This is a genomic window from Streptomyces sp. NPDC050704 (assembly GCF_040654355.1).
In the GTDB taxonomy this organism is placed as follows: domain Bacteria; phylum Actinomycetota; class Actinomycetes; order Streptomycetales; family Streptomycetaceae; genus Streptomyces.
The window spans coordinates 43,425-62,598 of sequence record NZ_JBFAHW010000062.1; the positions used below are offsets into that span (position 1 = coordinate 43,425).

Genomic DNA, 19,174 nt, shown 5'->3' on the forward strand with positions numbered 1-19,174 from the left:
TACGGGGGTTGCGGGCGCCTGCCGCGCTCAGACCGAGCGTCACGCCGCCTCCTCGAAGAGTTCGAAGAGGTGATCGCGGGGCCGGCCCAGGGCGCTGAGCGCGGCGTCGGCCGCGCTCACACCGCTGCGGACCGCGCTCTCCATGGTCGCGGGCCACCCGGTGGCGGTCCACGCTCCGGCCAGGTAGAGGCCGGACGCCTTGGTGCGGGCCCCGGGCCGCAGCCGTCCGACACCGGGGGTCGGCGCGAACGTCGCCGTACGCTCCCGGGTCACGAAGAAGTCCCTGACCTCGGCGCCCCGCGTGCCCGGCAGCAGCCGCTCCAGTTCCGGCAGGTATCGCTCCCGCAGCGAGGACACGGGTTCGTCGATCTCGTCGTGCGCGGCCGACTGGGACAGCGCGAGGTACTGGCCCTCCGGCAGTCCGGACGCCTCGGTCCGGTCGAAGACCCACTGCACCGGGGAGCCGAGCGCCGCGAAGAACGGCCGCGTGAGCACCTTCCGGTCGTACACGACATGGATGTTGAGGATCGGCGCGGTGCCGATCTCCAGGAGCCGCTCGGGGGCGTCGAGCGCGCCCTCGGGCAGCAGATCGTGTGCCTCCCGGTGCGGTACGGCGAGGACGACCGCGTCGGCCTCGATCGCTTCGCCGGGAACCTGAACGCTCCAACGTCCGTTCCCGTTAGGGGAGATGGAGGTGACGCGTGTTCGGAGTTCGGTACGCACGCCCGCGGAGTCGAGCGCCTTGCGGGCCAGAGTGTCGTGCAGTTCGCCCAGCGGGACGCGCGCCCAGCCGATGTCGGCCGCGCCCGGGTCGGACAGCAGACCGGTCTTGAACACCATCGCGGCGAGCCCGAGCGAGGAATCTCCGGCCACCGCGTTGAGGGTGGCGACCCCCACCAGGTCCCACAGTGCCTCGACGGCACGCTCCGACTGACCGTGCGCGGTCAGCCAGCTGCCGAAGTTCTGCGCGTCGAGCGCCGGATCGGCGAGGTCGAGCCCTTTGAGTGCCAGTGCGGCACGGCCGACCTTGGCACGCTCGGCGAGCGACAGATGCGGATACGTCGCGAGGCTGCGCGCCAGATGCAGCGGCACGGGCAGTGCGGTGCGGCCGATTCTGCCGAGCCGCCGCCCGGGTTTGGCCTCGGCGTCGAGTACGGGCACGTCGAGACGATCCTGCAGGGGCGCGAGCCCGGCTCCGTCGACGCGGTCGAGGAACCAGCGGTACGCGGTGCAGCAGCGCAGATACACATGCTGGCCGTTGTCCACGGTGAGCCCGTCGCGCTGGAAGGAGAAGGCCAGCCCACCCAGGCGCGGCCGGCCTTCGAGGAGCGTGACGCGCACTCCCGCGTCGGCGAGCGCGAGCGCGGCGGTGATCCCGGCGAGCCCTCCGCCGACCACGACGGCCGCCCGCTCCGGGCGGCCGGAGCCGTCCGCGTCGAGCCCCTCGGCCCCCTCGGCCTGTGTGGTGTCGTTCATCGTGCTTCCTCCCCCGCGGCCGCGCCGTGCTGATTGAACAGTGCACGGCAGGCCGTTGAAGTCAGGGACGCCGTCCCCGACCGGAGGGTTGCGCGCCGTTTCTCTGGACTTGCGTCATCTTGGCCCAAAGTGTCCATCAAGTGCGCCTCCTGATGGTCCGACGCGCGACGTGCCGGGCGTCGAGACCGGAAAGGCCCCGCACGGCGACGTACGCCTTCTCGCGTCCGGGCAGTGAGACGCGGCCGCGCAGGACGGCCTCCGGCTCGCGCTCGATGCGGTCGAGGAGACGGCGGTAGATGCCCGCCATCGCGGCGACGCAGGCGCCGCTGCGCCGGTCCAGCATCGGCAGCAGCCGGTAGCCCTCGGCGAAAAGCGCGCGGGCCCGTCGCACTTCGAAGTGCACGAGGCCCGCGAAATCGGATCCCTCGGGTGGTTTCGGCCCGCTGAATCCGGCCGAACAGCCGAACTTCGCGAGGTCGTCCGCGGGCAGATAGGTCCGCCCGCCCTCGGCGTCCTCGCGAACGTCCCTGAGGATGTTGGTGAGTTGGAGCGCCAGCCCGAGCGTGTCGGCATACTCCGGCGCTCGCTCGGCGCCGCGCGCCCCCGGTTCCGTACCGAAGACGCCGAGCGAGAGCCGTCCGATGGCCCCGGCCACGCAGCGGCAGTAGACCTTCAGGTCGTCCCAGGTCTCGTAGGTCTCGCCGCGGACGTCCATCAGGACGCCGTCGATGAGTTCGTCGAGGCCTTCGAGCGGGACCGGGAAGTGGTCCGCCGTATGGCGCAGGGCGACCGCGACCGGGTCGGTGTCGTCCTCGTCCACCGAGCGGTCGCGGACCCGGGCGAGCAGCGCCCGGGTCTCCGCCAGCCGCACGGCCTTGACGTCGGGCGCGAGCTCGCCGTCGCCGATGTCGTCGACACGCCGTGAGAACGCGTACAGCGCCGACATGGCGCGGCGCTTGGGCGTCGGCAGCAGTCTGATGCCGTACGCGAAGTTGCGGGCCTGCTGCCCGGTGATCGCCTCGCAGTAGCTGTAAGCGGCGAGTACCGGTGCGGGCATGTGTTGGTCCGACTCCACGGTCCGGATCACCCCTCTCCTCGCAGAGTCACTCCCACCTCGCGCAGCAACTGGATCTTGCCGGGCTTGGGCGGGCCGGGAAGTACGTCGTATTCGGCGGCGGCGATCGCATGGATCGCCGCCCTTCCTCCCGCCACGAAGCCCGCGAGCAGCAGCTTCAGCCTGCCGTGGACGCTACCCACCAGCGGGGTGCCTTCATTCAGGAGGTTCCGGGCGCGTTCTGCTTCGTATGCAACCAGTGCGCGCACCGATGCGCCTGCCGTGGTCGTGGCGAGATCCGCCTCCTGGACATGAAAGCGCTTCATGTCCTGGGCGGGCAGGTAGACGCGGTCGCGGCCGAGATCCTCGGCCACGTCCTGCAGGTGTTCGACGATCTGCAGTGCTGTACAGACGGCGTCCGAGCGGCGGACGCGTTCGGGGGTCGAGGTGCCGGTGACCGAGAGAACCAGCCGGCCGACCGGGTTTGCGGACAGCTCGCAGTAGGCGAGCAGGTCGTCGTAGGTCTCGTACCGCTTGACGAGCTGGTCCTGGCGGTTCGCCGCGATCAAGCCGAGGAACGGCTCGGGAGAGAGGCCGGTCCGGCGGACCGTCGGCTGAAGGCGGCGCAGGAGCGGGTGGCTCGGGGTCGCGTCGAAGACCTTGCGGAGGTCGGCCTCGAAGGCGTCGAGGAGGACCAGCCGGTCCTCGGCCTCTTCGGGGGCCACGCCCAGGAGGCGGGCGTCGGCACCGCCGGGGGCCAGGTCGCCGTCGCCGATGTCGTCGACGAGACGGGCGAAGCCGTAGACGGCCATGAGGTCGGCGCGCCAGGCCCTGGGCAGGAAGAACGGTGCCACCGGGAAGTTCTCACCCGCGGCCTTGTCGAGGGTGGAGCGCTCCGGGTCGCCGGCGCGCGTCGTCCCGGCCGGCGTCACCGCTCGCTGCCCGGTGCGAGGACGGCACACGCACAGCGCAGCTGGAGAGTTTCCGTAGCCATTGCCGTCACATCTCCCGTTCTACACTGCCGACCCAATAGTGACTATTTCGGACACGCCGCCCGGCCGTCCGCGCAGCGGACCCGATGCCGGGTGTCGCGCATTATCGCCCTACTTGCCGCGAATCAGCACCGGTACAGCTTACGTTGTACAACCCGAGGTGACTCGTCGGGGTGTCCTGCACATCACAACAACACACCGATTGATGTCAAGATTCCTAAGGGCGCCCAGAGTTGGCGTTTCCTTTGCAGACGCAGGGCCCCGCCGAACCGTTCCGACGGGGCCCCGGGCGTATCCGGCTACTTGCCGGTGAACTTCTCGTACTCCTTGAGGACCTCGTCGGTCGGGCCGTCCAGGCGCAGCTCGCCGCGTTCCAGCCACAGGACGCGGTCGCAGGTGTCGCGGATCGACTTGTTGTTGTGGCTGACGAGGAACACCGTGCCCGCGCTCTTGCGCAGCTCGCGGATGCGAGCCTCGGAACGCTTCTGGAAGGAGCGGTCGCCGGTCGCCAGGGCCTCGTCGATCATGAGGACGTCGTGGTCCTTGGCGGCCGCGATGGAGAAACGCAGGCGGGCGGCCATGCCCGAGGAGTAGGTGCGCATCGGGAGGGTGATGAAGTCGCCCTTCTCGTTGATCCCCGAGAAGTCGACGATGTCCTGGTACCGCTCCCGGATCTGCTCGCGGGACATGCCCATCGCCAGGCCGCCCAGGATGACGTTCCGTTCACCCGTGAGGTCGTTCATCAGGGCCGCGTTGACGCCGAGGAGCGAGGGCTGACCGTCGGTGTAGACGTGACCCTCCTCGGCGGGGAGCAGGCCCGCGATGGCGCGCAGGAGGGTGGACTTGCCGGAGCCGTTGGAGCCGATCAGGCCGATGGCCTCGCCCCGGTAGGCGATGAAGGAGACGCCTCGGACGGCGTGCACCTTGCGCACGCCGCGCTCCTCGCCGCGCTTGACTATGCGGCTGAGGGCCGCGGTGGCGCTGCCCTTGCCGGTCTTGGCGCCGTTGACGCGGTAGACGATGTGCAGCTCGTCCGCGATGACGGTGGGGATCTTGTCCTCGGTGTTCTGCTCAGCCACGGCCGTACCGCTCCTCAGCCTTCCAGAAGTACACGAACCCGCCGACGGCGACGAGAAGGGCCCAGCCGCCCGCGACCGCCCAGACGTGCGGGGGCAGGTTCTCGGAGCCGTATCCGTCGATGAGCCCGAAGCGCATCAGGTCCATGTAGATGGCGGCCGGGTTCCACTGGAGGATGTCGGCGATCCAGGCGGGGTGCTCCTCCAGCATCACCGGGATCGAGAACATCACGCCGGACGCGTACATCCACGTACGCATCACGAACGGCATGAGCTGCGCGAGGTCGGGGGTCTTGGAGCCCATCCTGGCCATGATCATCGCAAGGCCGGTGTTGAAGAGGAACTGCAGCACCAGGACCGGGACGATCAGCAGCCAGGACAGCCGCGGGTAGCTGCCGAAGGCGACCGTGACGACGAACAGCACGATCATCGAGAAGAGCAGCTGCTGGAGCTGCTGCAGCGAGAACGAGATCGGCAGCGCGGCGCGCGGGAAGTGCAGCGCCCGGACGAGGCCGAGGTTGCCGGAGATCGCGCGGACGCCGGCCATCACCGAGCTCTGGGTGAAGGTGAAGACGAAGACACCGGTCACCAGGAACGGGATGTAGACCTCACGGGACATGCCGCGGTCGGCCTTCAGGATCAGGCCGAAGATCAGGAAGTACACGGCCGCGTTCAGCAGCGGTGTGGCCACCTGCCACAGCTGGCCGAGCTTGGCCTGGCTGTACTGGGCGGTGAGTTTCGCCTGGGAGAAGGCAAGGATGAAATGACGCCGTCCCCAGAGCTGGCGGACGTACTCGACGAGTCCGGGCCGGGCGCCGCTCACGGCAAGCCCGTACTTGGCGGCGAGGTCCGCCGCGGAGAGCCCTTCATCGGGGGACGGAGGGGCGCTCACCGCGACACCGCCGTCATGCGTTGTCTCACTCACAAGTGGAAACTTTCGTCCTCAAGATAAGCAGCCTGGTCGGGCGTAGGCCAAAGCCAGGGACCGGGGTACGGCCCGAATGCTCTCAGATATCGAGCTTGTCAGATGACGGGCGGTCGGCCCAGTCTGGTCAGGCGCCATACCGTACGCCACTTCATGGGGCGCCGGGGGCCACAGGGACTGGTCCAGCCCTCCCGGAAGCCGCCGAACCACGCCTTGAGGGCGGGACGGGAGGGGCGGCGGGCAAGGGTGAGCAGCATCCACACGCCGAGGTATACGGGAACCAGCGGCGCGGGCAGGTTGCGGCGGGCCAGCCAGACCCGGTTGCGGGCGACCATCCGGTGGTAGATCGCGTGGCGCGAGGGGGCGGTCGTGGGGTGGTACAGCACCATGTCGGAGCGGTAGTCGATCATCCAGCCCGCGTCGAGGGCGCGCCAGGCGAGGTCGGTCTCCTCGTGGGCGTAGAAGAACTCGTCGGGCAGGCCGCCCACCTCGGCGAACACCTTCGTACGGACGGCGTTGGCGCCGCCGAGGAAGGTGGTGACGCGCGAGTTGCGCATCGGGTCGGCGGCGCGCAGGCGCGGCACGTGGCGGCGCTGGGTGATCCCGGTCTCCGGGTCGGCGATGCGGAAGCTGATGATGCCGAGCTCCGGGTCGGCCTCGAAGGCCTGGCGGCACAGTTCGGCGGTGTCGTGGGTGGCGAGGAGGCCGTCGTCGTCCAGGAAGAGGAGGACGTCCACCTCGGTTCCGCCGGGGCCGAACGCCTCTATGCCGATGTTGCGGCCGCCGGGGATGCCGAGGTTCTCGGGCAGCTCGACGGTCCGTACGCCTTCGGGGACGTCCGGGACGGGCGAGCCGTTGCCGACCACGACCACCTCGACCGGGTCGCCGTCCTGCTTGGCGACCGAGTCGAGGAGGGCGCGGAGTTCGTCGGGGCGGTTGCCCATGGTGATGATCACCGCGCCGACCCTCATGGACGTGGTCACTTCAGCCTGCTCGACGCGAGGATGGACACCAGGTGCAGCAGGGTCTGCAGCAGCGCGATGCCCGCCAGCACCGCGACGCCGAGCCGCGAGAAGAACAGGTCGTCCCTGACCGTGTCCAGGACCGCGAGGACCAGGATGAGCAGGGAGGCCTCGATGCCGAGGACAAGCCGGTGGAACTTGAGCGCGGCGGCGGCCTTGCGGGCCAACGCCATGCCGGAGGAGCGCGGTTCGGACGCCGACTCCTGGACCGGTGCCTTGCCGGTCTGGTGGCGGGCGACACCGACGAGGTCGGTCTCGGACTTGATCAGGACGGCGCCCAGGGCGCCGAGGGTGCCGAGGAAGGCCCACAGCCAGTCGATCCGCCCGGTGCCCCACACGTCGGCGGCGCGCAGGCCGAAGCCGACCAGGACCGCGGCGTCGCACAGATAGGCGGCGACGCGGTCGACGTACACCCCGGTCATCGAGTACTGCTTGCGCCAGCGGGCGATCTCGCCGTCCACGCAGTCGAACAGCAGGTACAGCTGGACCATCAGCACGCCGAGCAGGGCGCCCGGGATGCCCGGCACCAGCAGGGCCGGGGCGGCGAGGACGCCGAAGACGGTCATCAGGTAGGTCACCTGGTTGGGCGTGACCTTGGTGTTCACCAGGTGGCGGTCGATGCGCAGCGAGAGTTCGCGCATGTAGAGCCGGCCGGCCCAGTGCTCGCCGCTCCGTCGGTCCTTCACACCCGGGGGGTGGACGACCGGGCGGAGCTCAGCTACCGATGGCTTTTGCATAGTCGGCGTATGCGTCCCTGATCTGGTCGGTGGAGAGGTCGAGGTGTTCGAGGATCGTGTAGCGGCCCGGCCGGGTCGACGGAGCGAACTCCACGACCTGGACGAACTCGTCCACGGTGAAGCCGATCTCGTCCGGGAGGACGGGGAGGCCGTGGCGGCGCAGCACCTCGGCCATGTACGCGGACTCCTCCCGGGCACCGCGCAGGTGCATCGCGAAGGCCGCGCCCAGGCCGCACTGCTCGCCGTGGCTGGCCGCGCGCTTGGGGAAGAGCAGGTCGAAGGCGTGGTTGATCTCGTGGCAGGCACCGGAGGCGGGGCGGGAGTCGCCCGCGACCGACATCGAGATGCCGGTGAGGACCAGGCCCTCGGCGAGCACCTGGAGGAAGGCGTCCTCGCCGACGCCGCCGGGGTGCCGCAGCACGGCCTCGCCGGCCTGGCGGGCCATCGCGGCGGCGAGGCCGTCGATCTGCTCGCCCTTCTCGCGGTTGGCCAGTTCCCAGTCCCGGACCGCCGAGATGTTGGACAGGGCGTCGCCGATACCGGAGCGTACGAAGCGGACCGGGGCCTCGCGGATCACGTCGAGGTCGATGACGACCGCGATCGGGTTCGGTACGCCGTAGGAACCGCGGCCCGCGTCGTTGTCGAGGGTCGCGACGGGCGAGCAGAGACCGTCGTGCGAGAGGTTCGTGGCGACGGCGACCAGCGGGAGGCCGATGCGGGCCGCGGCGAACTTCGCGCAGTCGATGATCTTGCCGCCGCCGAGGCCCACGACCGCGTCGTAGTGCCCCTTCTTCATGGCGTCGGCGAGCTTGATCGCGTCGTCGAGGGTGCCGCCGCCGACCTCGAACCAGGTCGCGCCCGGCATCGCCGGGACCAGCCGGTCGCGCAGCTTGGCGCCGGAGCCGCCGCTGATCGCGACGGCCAGCTTGCCGGAGTGCGAGATGCGCTGGTCGGCGAGGACCGCCGCCAGGTCGTCCAGGGCGCCCGGACGGATGTCTACGACGACCGGCGAGGGGATGAGCCTCGTCAGTACTGGCACGCGATCACGCGTCCCTTGGCGAGGTCCTCGTGGTTGTCGATCTCGACCCACTTGACGTCACCGATGGGGGCGACGTCGATACGGAAGCCGCGGTTCACGAGCTCCTGGTAGCCGTGCTCGTAGAACTGCTGCGGGTCCGTCTCGAAGACCGTCTTCAGCGCGTCGGCGAGCTCGTCGGCGGCGTCGCCCTCGATGAGGGTGACGCCGATGTACTCACCGGTCGCCTCGGCCGGGTCCATCAGCTTGGTGATCTTCGTCATGCCGCCCTCGGGGCCGACGACGACCTTCATCTCCTCGTCGGCAAGGGACTTCACCGTGTCGAGGGCGAGGATGATCTTCTTGCCGTCGCCGCGGGCGGCGAGCAGCGTCTTCTCGACGGAGACCGGGTGCACGGTGTCGCCGTTGGCGAGGATCACCGAGTGCTTGATGGCGTCACGGCCGCACCACAGGGAGTAGGCGTTGTTCCACTCCTCGGCCTTGTCGTTGTCGATCAGGGTGATCTTGACGCCGTACTTCTGCTCCAGCGCCTCACGGCGCTCGTAGACGGCTTCCTTGCGGTACCCGACGATGATCGCGACCTCGGTCAGGCCGATCTCGGCGAAGTTGCCGAGGGTGAGGTCGAGCACGGTGATGCTGTCCTCGTCGCCTTCGGGTCCCACCGGCACCAGTGCCTTGGGCAGGGTGTCGGTGTAGGGGCGCAGACGCCGTCCGGCGCCGGCCGCCAGCACGAGGCCGATCATGCGGGTTCTCCTTCATCGTGTACGGCGGGTGCGCCGAGTTTGTGTGCGGTCACCCAGAAGCGGATGCTCTCGACGAGCACCACCAGTGCCACGGCCACGGCGAGAGCCGTGAGCGCGAGCTTGAAATCTGTGGCGGCGAGCAGCGCGGCCAGCACGGTGACCAGCAGCGTCCTGCCTTCGTGCCCGCCGATCGTCCGCACCAGCCAGTGCGGCGGCGCGCCGGCGTTGCCGCGGATGCGGTACACCGTGTCGTAGTGATGGTAGGCGACCGCGCCCACCAGCCCGAAAGCCGCGGGAAGGGCTCCGTTCACGTCCGCTTTGGCGGCCAGTACCAGAACGGTGCCGTATTCGGCCGCCCTGAACAGGGGCGGAACCAGCCAGTCCAGGGCTCCCTTGAGGGGCCGCCGGAGGGCGACGGGCGACAGGAGTACGTACACGCCGGCACCCAGGACGGGCCACCAACTGCCGTACGGGGAAAGCCAGGCGGCCGCGACAAGCAGGGCTGCGGCGACGAGGGCGACGAGTTGGGCGGGGGCGCGGCCTGTGATGCCGCGCGTGACGCCGGCCAGGGACTCGGCGAGCGGGCCCGAGTCGGTGAGGTCGGCGAGCGCCTGGGCGGCGCGGTCGGTGCGCTGGGCCTTGCGGGTCAGCGACCTGAGCACGCGGCCCGCGGTGGTGTACGTCGCCGCGAGGGCGCAGCCGACGAGCAGCGCGTAGAAGGTGATGCGCGGGGTCGTCAGCGCGGTGAGGACCGCGATCATCGCCCAGCGTTCGCCGATGGGCAGGACGATCATCCGGCGCACCCAGACCGTCCAGCCGACGCTGTCGAGCTTGTCGGAGAGGGCGGCGGTCGGGCTGGTGTTGGCGGTGGCGTCGTGGTTCGCCTCATTGAAGGAGAAGTCGACGACGTGCCGGCAGGTCTGCAGGACCATCGCGCCGAGGGCCAGCGCCCATACGTCGTCACCGCCGCGGGCCGCGCCGAGGGCGAGGCCCGCGTAGTAGGCGTACTCCTTGGCGCGGTCGAAGGTCGCGTCGAGCCAGGCGCCGAGCGTCGAGTACTGCAGCGAGTAGCGGGCGAGCTGTCCGTCCGTGCAGTCCAGGACGAAGGAGAAGAGGAGGAGCAGCCCGGCGGCGACGTAGCCGGCCCGGGTGCCGGTCGCCGCGCAGCCCGCCGCGATCAGTGCCGTGATCAGCGAGGCCGTGGTGACCTGGTTCGGGGTGAAGCCGCGGCGGGCGCACCAGCGGGCGAGGTAGCGGGAGTACGGGCTGATGCAGTACGTGGTGAAGAAGCCGTCGCGGGACTTCACGGCCGTCCGCAGCCGGATCGCCTCGTCGTCCACCGTGGAGACGGCCTGCCGGGCCTCGTTGCGGGCCTGCGGGTCCCTCGGGACCTCGGCGACGAGGTCGCCGAGCTCGGGACGGTGCAGGTCGGTGTCGAGCACCTCCGCGACGCGGTCGGCGAGGATGCCGACCACCACGGAGCCGTTCGAGGCGTCGTCGGAGGTGGTGCGCAGCGCGCGGGCCAGCGCCTGGCGGGCCGTGGGCCGGGCGGTGACGGCGCCGGGGATCGCGGCGGCGTCGAACCGGGGGTCGGTCAGGCCGAGCCGCAGTGCGTGGACGTGGCCCACGAAGCGGGCGTCGACGACGGCTACCCGCTGGTCGGCGGGCACGGCGGCGAGGAGCGTCTCGGCGTCGGACGCGTCGGACGCGATCCGCACGTCGAAGCCGAGCGACCGCAGATCGCCCTCGAGCGACGACCCGGGGACCGGCTGACCGGTGAGGATGGCGGTCGACAGACGAACTCACTCCTCTGGGTTCCGGCGTGCACGACGCCGGGCATGTGCGTGGTGGGGGGCGCCCCAAGGCCGGTGACGGCCGGGCGGCGTGTCGGCAGAGGCTATCGGATGATGGGAAGCGGCCGTTCACCGGCCGTTAACGGCCCGATCAACACGGTGTGCGTGCCGCCTCCGCCGCGATCATCATCGTGGATCGGGGCCCTGCCCCACAAACCGCGGTCTATTACGGAGCATTAACCGCATACCTCCCATGCCTCCGTGAACGCACCGGACCGGCATAGGGTGAACGCCCATGACATGGCTGATCACAGGTGGGGCTGGATACATCGGGGCACACGTGGCGCGGGCCATGGCCGAAGCCGGGGAGCGTGTGGTCGCGCTCGACGACCTCTCGGCCGGGGTTCCCTCGCGACTGCCCGACGACATTCCGCTGGTCCAGGGCTCGTCCCTGGACGGGGAGTTGCTGAAGCGGGTCCTGGCCGAGCACGCGGTGACGGGTGTGGTGCACCTGGCCGCGCGCAAGCAGGTCGGCGAGTCCGTCACCCAGCCCACGCGCTACTACCAGGAGAACGTCGGAGGTCTCGCCACGCTGCTCGAAGCGGTCGCCGGGGCGGGCATCGAGCGCTTCCTCTTCTCCTCGTCCGCCGCCGTGTACGGCAACCCGGATGTGGACCTCATCACGGAGGACACGCCCTGCGCCCCGGTGAACCCGTACGGCGAGACGAAGCTCGCCGGTGAGTGGCTGGTGCGGGCGGCGGGACGCGCGCACGGCATCGCGACCGGGTGTCTGCGCTACTTCAACGTGGCGGGCGCCGCCGCGCCCGAACTGGCGGACACCGGCGTCTTCAACGTGGTGCCGATGGTCTTCGACCGGCTCACGCGCGACGAGGCCCCGCGGATCTTCGGCGACGACTATCCGACGCCGGACGGCACCTGCGTACGCGACTACATCCACGTCGCCGACCTCGCGGACGCGCATCTCGCGGCGGCTCGGCGGCTGGCCTCGACAGGCACCTCCGGCGACCTGACGGTGAACATCGGCCGCGGCGAAGGTGTTTCCGTACGCGAACTCGTGACGCTCATCGGCGAGGTCACCGGCGACACCCGTCCCGCCCTCGTGGAGCCGCGCCGCCCGGGCGACGCCCCGCGCGCCGTGGCCTCGGCCGCGCTGGCCGCCGAGGAACTGGGCTGGAGTGCGCGGCGCGGGGTACGCGAGATGGTCGAGTCGGCCTGGCAGGGCTGGCGCCTCCACCGCTCCGGTTGATCTCGTCGGCTTGATCCTGTCGGCTTGATCTTGTCTGAGCTCTGACCTGCGGTTCGTTTTCGCAGGTCAGAGCACATGACAACGGTGTTCAGTACCGCGTTGCACATACCCCCCACCCGTAGTTCACTGGGGACCGCCGACGGGGCTTCGGGGTCGATTTCGGAGGGTGGTTCTCATGGGGGCCGGGCACGGTCACGGACATGCGCACGGCGCCGCCGGTGCGGGCACCGCGGCAGCGGCGTACCGCGGGAGGCTCGGTGTCGCACTGTCGATCACGCTCACCGTCATGGTGGTCGAGATCGTCGGTGGGATCGTCGCGGATTCGCTCGCGCTCATCGCCGACGCGGCGCACATGGCGACGGACGCCCTCGGCCTCGGCATGGCACTGCTCGCGATCCACTTCGCGGCCCGCCCGCCGAGCGCGAGCCGCACCTTCGGGTACGCGCGCGCCGAGATCCTCGCGGCGCTCGCCAACTGTCTGCTACTGCTCGGGGTCGGCGGATACGTCCTGTACGAGGCGGTCCAGCGCTTCGTGACACCGGCGGAGACCGAGGGCGGACCGACGGTCGTGTTCGGTCTGATCGGCCTGTTCGCGAATGTGATCTCGCTCTCGCTGCTGATGCGGGGCCGGCGGGACAGCCTGAACGTGCGCGGCGCCTTCCTGGAGGTCCTCGCCGACGCGCTGGGCTCGCTGGCGGTGCTGGTTTCCGCCGTTCTCATCCTGACCACCGGCTGGCAGGCCGCCGACCCGATCGCCTCGATCGTCATCGGCCTGATGATCGTGCCGCGTACGTGGCAGCTCCTGCGGGAGACGCTGAACGTGCTTCTGGAGGCGGCGCCCAGGGACGTCGACACAGCGAAGGTACGGTCGCACATACGTGCCCTGCCGGGTGTGGAGGGCGTCCACGATCTGCATGCCTGGACGATCACTTCAGGACTTCCGGTCCTCTCCGCGCACGTGGTCGTCGGCTCCGAGGCGCTGAACGCCCTCGGCCACGAGAAGCTGCTGCACGAGCTGCGGACCTGCCTGGGCGACCACTTCGACGTGGAGCACTGCACCTTCCAGCTGGAGCCGGGCGGGCACGCGGAGCACGAGGCGAGGCTCTGCCATTGACGCGCCGTCCGGGGCTCCACCAGGGGCGGGCCCGGGCTACGCGCGGTGGTGGAGGCGCCCAGCGCGGGTGCGGAGCGGTCGGAAAACCCGGCGCGCCCACTTCGGGCTACGGCATCCGGCCCGGTTTCCCGGCACGGGACGAGACGGGCCCGGCGCCCGCTCCGGACGGTTCCCCGACGGCAGGGGCGGGCACGCTCAGGTATCCGGCCGTGTTCGGTGTCCGACCGGTGTCGGCCGCCGCGCCCGGTTCGGCCGCGTGACGGAACCGGACATGCGGGCCCCGCGTGGTGCCGGGAGTGCCGGTTTCGTACGGCAGACTTGGGGTTTGAAGACCGATGCGAAGGATGGGTATGCCGATCACACCTGCCACCGCGACGCACAGCTCGTCGAACGGCACCGCCGAAGCCATCTTGCTTGAACTGGTCGATGAGGACGGCACCACGATCGGCACGGCCGAGAAGCTCACCGCTCATCAGCCGCCCGGGCAACTGCACCGGGCGTTCTCCGTCTTCCTGTTCGACGAGCGGGGCCGGCTGCTGCTCCAGCAGCGGGCGCTGGGCAAGTACCACTCCCCCGGTGTCTGGTCCAACACGTGCTGCGGCCACCCGTACCCCGGCGAGGCGCCCTTCGCCGCGGCCGCGCGGCGGACGTACGAGGAGCTGGGCGTCTCGCCGTCACTGCTCGCCGAGGCGGGCACGGTCCGCTACAACCACCCGGACCCGGCCTCGGGCCTGGTGGAGCAGGAGTTCAACCACCTCTTCGTCGGCATGGTGCAGTCGGCTGTGCGGCCGGATCCGGAGGAGGTCGGCTCAACGGACTTCGTGACCGCGGCGGAGTTGGCGGAGCGGCATGCGAAGGACCCGTTCTCGGCGTGGTTCATGACCGTGCTGGACGCGGCCCGGCCGGCGGTCAGAGAGCTGACGGGGCCTGCCGCGGGCTGGTAGCCGAGCCGGTTCGCTCCGCGGGTGAGGCGGTTCGCTCCGCAGGGGAGGCAGTGCGGGAACTGCGGGCCGGTTGTGGCTGGTCGCGCAGTTCCCCGCGCCCCTGAAGGGGCGCGGTTCCGCTCCGGATCAGATCGTGCGCGTTGGTTCGAGGGGCAGGGCCGACCAGATCACCTTGCCGCCGCTCGCCGTGTGTTCGACGTCGCAGACTCCGCCCGCCTCCCTCGTGACCTCGCGTACCAGGAGGAGTCCTCGGCCGCCGGTCTGGCCGTGGTCGGCCTCCAGGGCGGTCGGCCGGTAGGGGTGGTTGTCCTCGACGGAGACCCGCAGCCACTCGGCACCGACCGCGACCTCCACGGCGAGCATCGGGGAGAGCAGCGCCGCGTGCCGGACCGCGTTGGTGACCAGCTCGGAGACGATCAGCAGCAGACCCTGGACGAGGTCGTCCGAGACGGGTACTCCTTGACGGGCCAGCAGGTCACGGACGGCGTGCCGGGCCTGTGGCACCGAGGCGTCGACGGCGGGAGCGGTGAACCGCCAGACTCCCTCGTACGGCAACGGGCCGGGGGGCCTCCCGTCGGGGGGCATGTCCCTGGGGTCTTCCGGACGTGGGCCGGACCCCCGCCCCTGGTCGTCCATCGTCCGGTCGCCACCCTTGCGCTCGATTGTCACCACACGTCGAGTGTTGGTAACGCACCGGTTCGCACCGGAGGACTGAACAGAAGTCAGCGGGTATCGGCGAATTCTGATCTCCAATGGAGGGCATCGTCGGTTGTGAGACTGATCCTGTCCATCTTGTGCCGATCCATGAACTCTTCGGGTTGTACGGGTTCGGTTCGAGCCTTCGAGCCGAGGCCGACGACGCGACGCCCGCGAGGCTCGGAACCGCGACGCGGATAGCATCCGGCGTATGGAGCCGCAGCTGCTGCACAGCGTCGCCGACGGGGTCGCCACCGTCGTCATCCACCATCCGGCCAAGCGCAACGCCATGACGGCGGACATGTGGCGGGCGCTGCCGCCCCTGCTCGACACCCTGGCCGCCAACCCCGGCGTACGGGCGCTCGTACTCACCGGCGAGGGCGGGACCTTCTGTGCCGGGGCCGACATCTCCTCGCTGCGGGGCCCGTCCGGCGAGGCGCAGGAGCTGGCCGTGCGGGCGGAGGAGGCGCTCGCCGCGTTCGCCAAGCCGACGCTCGCGGCCGTACGGGGTTACTGCGTGGGCGGAGGGTGTCAGCTCGCGGCGGCCTGCGATCTGCGGTTCGCGGACGAGGAGGCGTTGTTCGGGATCACTCCGGCGAAGCTGGGGATCGTCTACGCGGCGTCCGCCACCCGGCGGTTGGTTTCCCTCGTGGGGCCGGCCACCGCCAAGTACCTGTTGTTCTCGGGCGAGTTGGTCGACGCGGGGCGCGCTCTGCGCACCGGCCTTGTGGACGAGGTGCTGCCCGGCGGCGCCGAACTCGACAAGCGGGTCGCGGAGTTCACCCGTGTACTGGTCACGCGCTCGCAGTTGACGCAGGCCGCGGCCAAGGAGTTCGCCAACGGACGCACGGACCGGGACGCGTACTGGGCCGACCAGGCGCGCGACGGCGGCGACACCGCGGAGGGGGTCGCCGCCTTTCTGGAGCGCCGTCGGCCCGACTTCACCTGGACCACGTCCGGTTCTACGTGAGAACGAAGCGGCTCCTGGAGCGGAGTCGCTCGACGAGGTGGGCCGGCGCCTTCCGCGGGGAGCCCGCGTCGTAGGGCGGTTGCGGGTCGTACTCCACCGCGAGCTGCACGGCCTGGGCGTGTTCGTCGCCCGCGATCCTGCCGAGCAGGGTCAGGCCCATGTCGATGCCGGACGAGACACCGGCCGCCGTGACGTACTTGCCGTCGGTCACGACCCGCTCCTCCGTCGGCTCGGCCCCGAAGCGCTTCAGGTGGTCAAGAGCCAGCCAGTGCGAGGTCGCGCGGCGGCCCTCCAGCAGTCCCGCGGCGGCGAGCAGCAGCGAGCCGGTGCACACGGACGTCGTCCAGGTGCTCGTGGCGTCCGCGGCGCGCAGCCAGTCGAGGAGCACCTCGTTCTCCATCTGCGGGGTCTGGCCTGGGCCACCGGAGACCACGACGATGTCCGGGTTCGGGACCTCGGCGAGCGTCTTGTCGGCGGTGATGGCGAGGTTGCCGGTCTCGGTACGGACGGGGCCGGTCCGCTCCGCGACGAAGACGGTCTCCGAGTCGGGGAGGCGGCCGAGGGTCTCGTACGGGCCTACGGCGTCCAGGGCGGTGAAACGGTCGAAGAGGACTATGGCGATTTGCATGGAAGACCTTTCGGATGCGAGGGGGGTGTCGGTCCGTGGTTGAACTGCGGGTTGTACGGGGCTGGTCGCGCAGTTCCTCGCGCCCCTTGCGGGGCCCCTGTGTGGCCGGTGTGCGAATCAGACGGCCGGCGCCGGGCGGAAGCGGCGGCGGTACTCCACCGGGGCCGCGCCCAGGGCCTTGACGAAGGCTCGGCGCATGGCCTCCGGGGTGCCGTAGCCGGTGGACCGTGAGATCTGCTCCACCCCGTCGGTGGTGTCCTCCAGGAGGCGGCGGGCATGTTCGAGGCGGACGCGCTCGACGTAGCGGCCCGGGGTCATGCCCGTCTCGGCCTGGAAGGCCCGGGCGAAGTGGCGCGGCGAGAGGCGGGCGCGGGCGGCGAGGGACTCGACGCACAAGTCGTCGCCGGGATGCTCGGTGATCCACCGCTGCACCTCGCGGAGCGGCTCGCGCCGAGCGGTCTGGACGGCCAGCTGGGCGCTGAACTGGGCCTGGTTTCCCGGGCGTCGGAGGAAGACGACGAGGTAGCGGGCGACGGCCAGCGCGGCCTCCCGGCCCAGGTCCTCCTCGACGAGCGCGAGGGCGAGGTCGATTCCGGCGGTGACGCCGGCCGACGTGGCGACATTGCCGTCACGGACGTAGATGGGGTCGGGGTCGACCTCGATCGCCGAGTGGTCACGGGCCAGCTTCTCGCAGTAGGCCCAGTGGGTTGCGACACGGCGGCCGTCCAGGAGGCCCGCCTCGGCGAGCAGGATCGCGCCGGTGCAGACCGAGACCAGGCGGGCGGCTCGCGGGCCGCGCTCGCGCAGCCAGTCGATCAGCCGCGGGTCGGGGCCGCGTGAGCCCCGGCCGCCCGGGACGAGCAACGTGTGCGGGGCCGGGGCGTCGGCCAGGGCGTGGTCCGGGACGAGGGTCAGGCCGCTGGAGGTGCGTACGGGCGCGCCGTCCAGGGAGGCGGTGCGGATGCGGTACGTCCCTCCGGGGTCGCCCGCGTGGCTGTCGGCGCCCGCGAAGACCTCCACGGGGCCCGTGATGTCGAGGCTCTGGACGCCGTCGAAGAGGAGGACGAGAACGGTTCGGTGCGCCATGGCCCCGATTCTTCGCGGGCGCGGGGATGGCCGCAATGACGAGTACCCCACCTTTACTGCCATCGGGAGGCCACGCGGCCGGCCCGGGCGAGGCGGTTGGGCGTGCCCCCGCCATTCCCTGCGTACCAACCAGTCGGTAACCTGCGCGTCATGACCACAGCACTGCCGGAGCGCGCCGGACGCCGATGCCACAACGTCCTCAATCCGTTGCACTCGACCCACTACTTCTCGCCGGACCTCGGCGAGCAGCTGGCCGCAGTCGGGGTCACGGACCGCAACGCCGCCTACTTCGCGGTGCGGGCCGCGGCCATGGGGCCGGTGGGCGCGGGCGTGGTGACGTCGACCTTCTACAACTTCCGGCACGAGCTGGTGGCGCGGCACGTGCCCCAGGTGTGGCGGACCGCGTCTCCTGAGGCCGTGCTCGCGGCACGCGCGCGTGCCGTGGACGCGACATGGCGGCGGCTGCTCGGGGACGAGGCGATCGGGTCCAAGGAGGTCGCCGAGGCGGCGGAGCTGGCACTGCGCGCGACCGAGGCGTGCACCCGGACCGCCCGCCCGCTGTACGCCGCGCACGCGGACCTGCCGGTGCCCGACGAGCCGCACCTCGCGCTCTGGCACGCGGCCACCCTGCTGCGCGAGCACCGCGGCGACGGGCATCTCACGGTGCTGCTCGGCGCGGAACTGGACCCCCTGGAGGCGCTGGTGAGCCACACCGCGACCGGCAAGGGCATGGCGCCGAAGTGGATCCTCGCCACCCGCGGCTGGACCCGCGAGGACTGGGACGCGGCGACCGGCCGACTCCGGGAGCGCGGACTACTGAACGCCGAGGGCGAGTTGACGGAGGCGGGCGTGGCCCTGCGCAAGGAGGTCGAGGCGCAGACGGACCGCCTCGACCGGGCTCCGTACGAGCACCTGGGCGCCACAGGGGTCGAGCGCCTCCGGGAGCTGGCCACCGGACTGCTCATGACGGCGCTCGCCGCCGGAGCCTTCCCCGAGGGCATGACCGGCAAGAACTGACCGTTTCGGGATTCGGGGCCACGCCGCGAGGTACCCGGACATCTCCTGGCCGTACCGGTCGGGAGACGAAAGGGGAAGCACGTGTTCCGTGCGATCGCAGACGTGTTGCGACAGATCGGCGCGGCACTCGCCACCGTGGTGACGCTGCCGTTCCGGGCCCTGGCCAGGCTGTTCGGCGGTGCCTCGCAGTCGACACGGCGCGGCGGACGGGCCCGCCGGGTCTGACCGCGGACCGTCACCGGAGCCGGAGACACCGAGGGCGTCTCCGGCTCCCCGCATGTCCCGATGACCGCGCCCTGATCCCCCGTTGTCGGTGCCACCTGCCACAATTGCCGCGCAACCTCAGTGAAGAAGGCGGTACGGGATCGTGACAGCAGAGGTGCCACCCCTCGTAGGGTCCATCGAAGGCAGGATCGCAGAGGAGCTCGGCGTACGGGAGCGGCAGGTGAAGGCCGCCGTCGACTTGCTCGACGGGGGTTCGACCGTGCCCTTCATCGCCCGCTACCGCAAGGAAGCGACCGAGATGCTCGACGACGCGCAGCTGCGCACGCTCGAGGAGCGGTTGCGCTATCTGCGGGAGCTGGAGGAGCGCCGGACG

Annotated in this window: 21 protein-coding genes; 7 read left to right on the forward strand and 14 right to left on the reverse strand. The window is 70.8% G+C overall.

Features of this window, described 5'->3' with window-relative positions:
- Window positions 1–39: 39 nt before the first annotated feature.
- The 11 genes from hpnE to AB0I18_RS31320 all read right to left on the reverse strand — a co-directional run bounded on the left by hpnE (window position 40) and on the right by AB0I18_RS31320 (window position 10,857).
- Window positions 40–1,476, reverse strand: coding sequence for a hydroxysqualene dehydroxylase HpnE (gene hpnE, locus AB0I18_RS31270; protein WP_363108989.1), 1,437 nt, complete (start codon window positions 1,474–1,476; stop codon window positions 40–42).
- Window positions 1,473–1,613 carry a DUF6380 family protein gene (locus AB0I18_RS31275; RefSeq protein WP_363108990.1) on the reverse strand — a complete coding sequence of 47 codons (141 nt, stop codon included), beginning with the start codon at window positions 1,611–1,613 and terminating at the stop codon, window positions 1,473–1,475. Before AB0I18_RS31275 ends, hpnE begins: the two co-directional genes overlap by 4 nt.
- Complete coding sequence (gene hpnD / locus AB0I18_RS31280; protein WP_363108991.1) at window positions 1,613–2,563, reverse strand: presqualene diphosphate synthase HpnD; 951 nt, start codon at window positions 2,561–2,563, stop codon at window positions 1,613–1,615. The genes AB0I18_RS31275 and hpnD overlap by 1 nt, the downstream gene beginning before the upstream one ends.
- On the reverse strand, window positions 2,560–3,462 hold the full coding sequence (gene hpnC, locus AB0I18_RS31285) for a squalene synthase HpnC (RefSeq protein WP_363108992.1): 903 nt from the start codon (window positions 3,460–3,462) through the stop codon (window positions 2,560–2,562). The genes hpnD and hpnC overlap by 4 nt, the downstream gene beginning before the upstream one ends.
- A gap of 359 nt (window positions 3,463–3,821) precedes the next feature.
- Entirely contained in the window at window positions 3,822–4,601 is a 780-nt protein-coding gene (locus AB0I18_RS31290) for an ABC transporter ATP-binding protein (protein ID WP_363108993.1), read from the reverse strand.
- Window positions 4,594–5,523 carry an ABC transporter permease gene (locus AB0I18_RS31295; RefSeq protein WP_363108994.1) on the reverse strand — a complete coding sequence of 310 codons (930 nt, stop codon included), beginning with the start codon at window positions 5,521–5,523 and terminating at the stop codon, window positions 4,594–4,596. The genes AB0I18_RS31290 and AB0I18_RS31295 overlap by 8 nt, the downstream gene beginning before the upstream one ends.
- A 98-nt stretch (window positions 5,524–5,621) precedes the next feature.
- Entirely contained in the window at window positions 5,622–6,506 is an 885-nt protein-coding gene (locus tag AB0I18_RS31300) for a glycosyltransferase (RefSeq protein ID WP_363108995.1), read from the reverse strand.
- On the reverse strand, window positions 6,503–7,282 hold the full coding sequence (locus tag AB0I18_RS31305; protein WP_363108996.1) for a CDP-alcohol phosphatidyltransferase family protein: 780 nt from the start codon (window positions 7,280–7,282) through the stop codon (window positions 6,503–6,505). The genes AB0I18_RS31300 and AB0I18_RS31305 overlap by 4 nt, the downstream gene beginning before the upstream one ends.
- Window positions 7,260–8,321, reverse strand: coding sequence for an iron-containing alcohol dehydrogenase family protein (locus AB0I18_RS31310; RefSeq protein WP_363108997.1), 1,062 nt, complete (start codon window positions 8,319–8,321; stop codon window positions 7,260–7,262). The genes AB0I18_RS31305 and AB0I18_RS31310 overlap by 23 nt, the downstream gene beginning before the upstream one ends.
- A complete protein-coding gene (locus tag AB0I18_RS31315; RefSeq protein ID WP_210887711.1) occupies window positions 8,309–9,061 on the reverse strand; it encodes a phosphocholine cytidylyltransferase family protein in 753 nt (250 codons plus the stop codon). Before AB0I18_RS31315 ends, AB0I18_RS31310 begins: the two co-directional genes overlap by 13 nt.
- Window positions 9,058–10,857, reverse strand: a complete 1,800-nt coding sequence (locus AB0I18_RS31320) for a DUF5941 domain-containing protein (RefSeq protein WP_363109009.1) — start codon at window positions 10,855–10,857, stop codon at window positions 9,058–9,060. Before AB0I18_RS31320 ends, AB0I18_RS31315 begins: the two co-directional genes overlap by 4 nt.
- 292 nt (window positions 10,858–11,149) lie before the next feature.
- On the opposite strand from AB0I18_RS31320, the gene galE reads away from it, so the two are divergent.
- From galE to idi, 3 genes are all read left to right on the forward strand, one after another.
- Window positions 11,150–12,121 (forward strand): UDP-glucose 4-epimerase GalE, encoded by a 972-nt coding sequence (galE, locus tag AB0I18_RS31325; protein WP_363108998.1) that lies wholly within the window; start codon window positions 11,150–11,152, stop codon window positions 12,119–12,121.
- A 175-nt stretch (window positions 12,122–12,296) separates the two neighbouring features.
- Window positions 12,297–13,235: a cation diffusion facilitator family transporter gene (locus AB0I18_RS31330; protein WP_363108999.1), complete on the forward strand. Its 939-nt coding sequence runs from the start codon at window positions 12,297–12,299 to the stop codon at window positions 13,233–13,235.
- A 350-nt stretch (window positions 13,236–13,585) separates the two neighbouring features.
- Entirely contained in the window at window positions 13,586–14,179 is a 594-nt protein-coding gene (gene idi, locus AB0I18_RS31335; protein ID WP_363109000.1) for an isopentenyl-diphosphate Delta-isomerase, read from the forward strand.
- A gap of 126 nt (window positions 14,180–14,305) precedes the next feature.
- Here the strand turns inward: idi and AB0I18_RS31340 are convergent, their stop codons facing one another.
- Entirely contained in the window at window positions 14,306–14,815 is a 510-nt protein-coding gene (locus tag AB0I18_RS31340) for an ATP-binding protein (protein WP_363109010.1), read from the reverse strand.
- Window positions 14,816–15,086: 271 nt separating this feature from the next.
- On the opposite strand from AB0I18_RS31340, the gene AB0I18_RS31345 reads away from it, so the two are divergent.
- Complete coding sequence (locus AB0I18_RS31345) at window positions 15,087–15,845, forward strand: enoyl-CoA hydratase/isomerase family protein (RefSeq protein ID WP_363109001.1); 759 nt, start codon at window positions 15,087–15,089, stop codon at window positions 15,843–15,845.
- Here AB0I18_RS31345 and AB0I18_RS31350 read toward each other — a convergent pair.
- Together AB0I18_RS31350 and AB0I18_RS31355 are read right to left on the reverse strand one after the other, a co-directional pair.
- A complete protein-coding gene (locus AB0I18_RS31350; protein ID WP_363109002.1) occupies window positions 15,838–16,473 on the reverse strand; it encodes a DJ-1/PfpI family protein in 636 nt (211 codons plus the stop codon). The genes AB0I18_RS31345 and AB0I18_RS31350 overlap by 8 nt on opposite strands.
- 117 nt (window positions 16,474–16,590) lie before the next feature.
- Entirely contained in the window at window positions 16,591–17,559 is a 969-nt protein-coding gene (locus AB0I18_RS31355) for a GlxA family transcriptional regulator (RefSeq protein WP_363109003.1), read from the reverse strand.
- 150 nt (window positions 17,560–17,709) lie between these two features.
- Between AB0I18_RS31355 and AB0I18_RS31360 the strand changes: the two genes are divergently transcribed.
- The 3 genes from AB0I18_RS31360 to AB0I18_RS31370 form a co-directional block, all read left to right on the forward strand.
- Window positions 17,710–18,576: a hypothetical protein gene (locus AB0I18_RS31360; RefSeq protein WP_363109004.1), complete on the forward strand. Its 867-nt coding sequence runs from the start codon at window positions 17,710–17,712 to the stop codon at window positions 18,574–18,576.
- Window positions 18,577–18,657: 81 nt separating this feature from the next.
- Complete coding sequence (locus tag AB0I18_RS31365) at window positions 18,658–18,801, forward strand: LPFR motif small protein (RefSeq protein WP_363109005.1); 144 nt, start codon at window positions 18,658–18,660, stop codon at window positions 18,799–18,801.
- A 142-nt stretch (window positions 18,802–18,943) separates the two neighbouring features.
- A partial coding sequence (locus AB0I18_RS31370; protein WP_363109006.1) for a Tex-like N-terminal domain-containing protein occupies window positions 18,944–19,174 on the forward strand: 231 nt, incomplete at its 3' end.

Bases quoted from the DNA above. Each gene is read 5' to 3' on its own strand.
- hpnE (WP_363108989.1), bottom strand. From the start codon at position 1,476: ATGAACGACACCACACAGGCCGAGGGGGCCGAGGGGCTCGACGCGGAC.
- AB0I18_RS31275 (WP_363108990.1), bottom strand. From the start codon at position 1,613: ATGGACACTTTGGGCCAAGATGACGCAAGTCCAGAGAAACGGCGCGCA.
- AB0I18_RS31305 (WP_363108996.1), bottom strand. From the start codon at position 7,282: ATGCAAAAGCCATCGGTAGCTGAGCTCCGCCCGGTCGTCCACCCCCCG.
- AB0I18_RS31315 (WP_210887711.1), bottom strand. From the start codon at position 9,061: ATGATCGGCCTCGTGCTGGCGGCCGGCGCCGGACGGCGTCTGCGCCCC.
- galE (WP_363108998.1), top strand. From the start codon at position 11,150: ATGACATGGCTGATCACAGGTGGGGCTGGATACATCGGGGCACACGTG.
- AB0I18_RS31330 (WP_363108999.1), top strand. From the start codon at position 12,297: ATGGGGGCCGGGCACGGTCACGGACATGCGCACGGCGCCGCCGGTGCG.
- idi (WP_363109000.1), top strand. From the start codon at position 13,586: ATGCCGATCACACCTGCCACCGCGACGCACAGCTCGTCGAACGGCACC.
- AB0I18_RS31340 (WP_363109010.1), bottom strand. From the start codon at position 14,815: ATGGACGACCAGGGGCGGGGGTCCGGCCCACGTCCGGAAGACCCCAGG.
- AB0I18_RS31345 (WP_363109001.1), top strand. From the start codon at position 15,087: ATGGAGCCGCAGCTGCTGCACAGCGTCGCCGACGGGGTCGCCACCGTC.
- AB0I18_RS31350 (WP_363109002.1), bottom strand. From the start codon at position 16,473: ATGCAAATCGCCATAGTCCTCTTCGACCGTTTCACCGCCCTGGACGCC.
- AB0I18_RS31355 (WP_363109003.1), bottom strand. From the start codon at position 17,559: ATGGCGCACCGAACCGTTCTCGTCCTCCTCTTCGACGGCGTCCAGAGC.
- AB0I18_RS31360 (WP_363109004.1), top strand. From the start codon at position 17,710: ATGACCACAGCACTGCCGGAGCGCGCCGGACGCCGATGCCACAACGTC.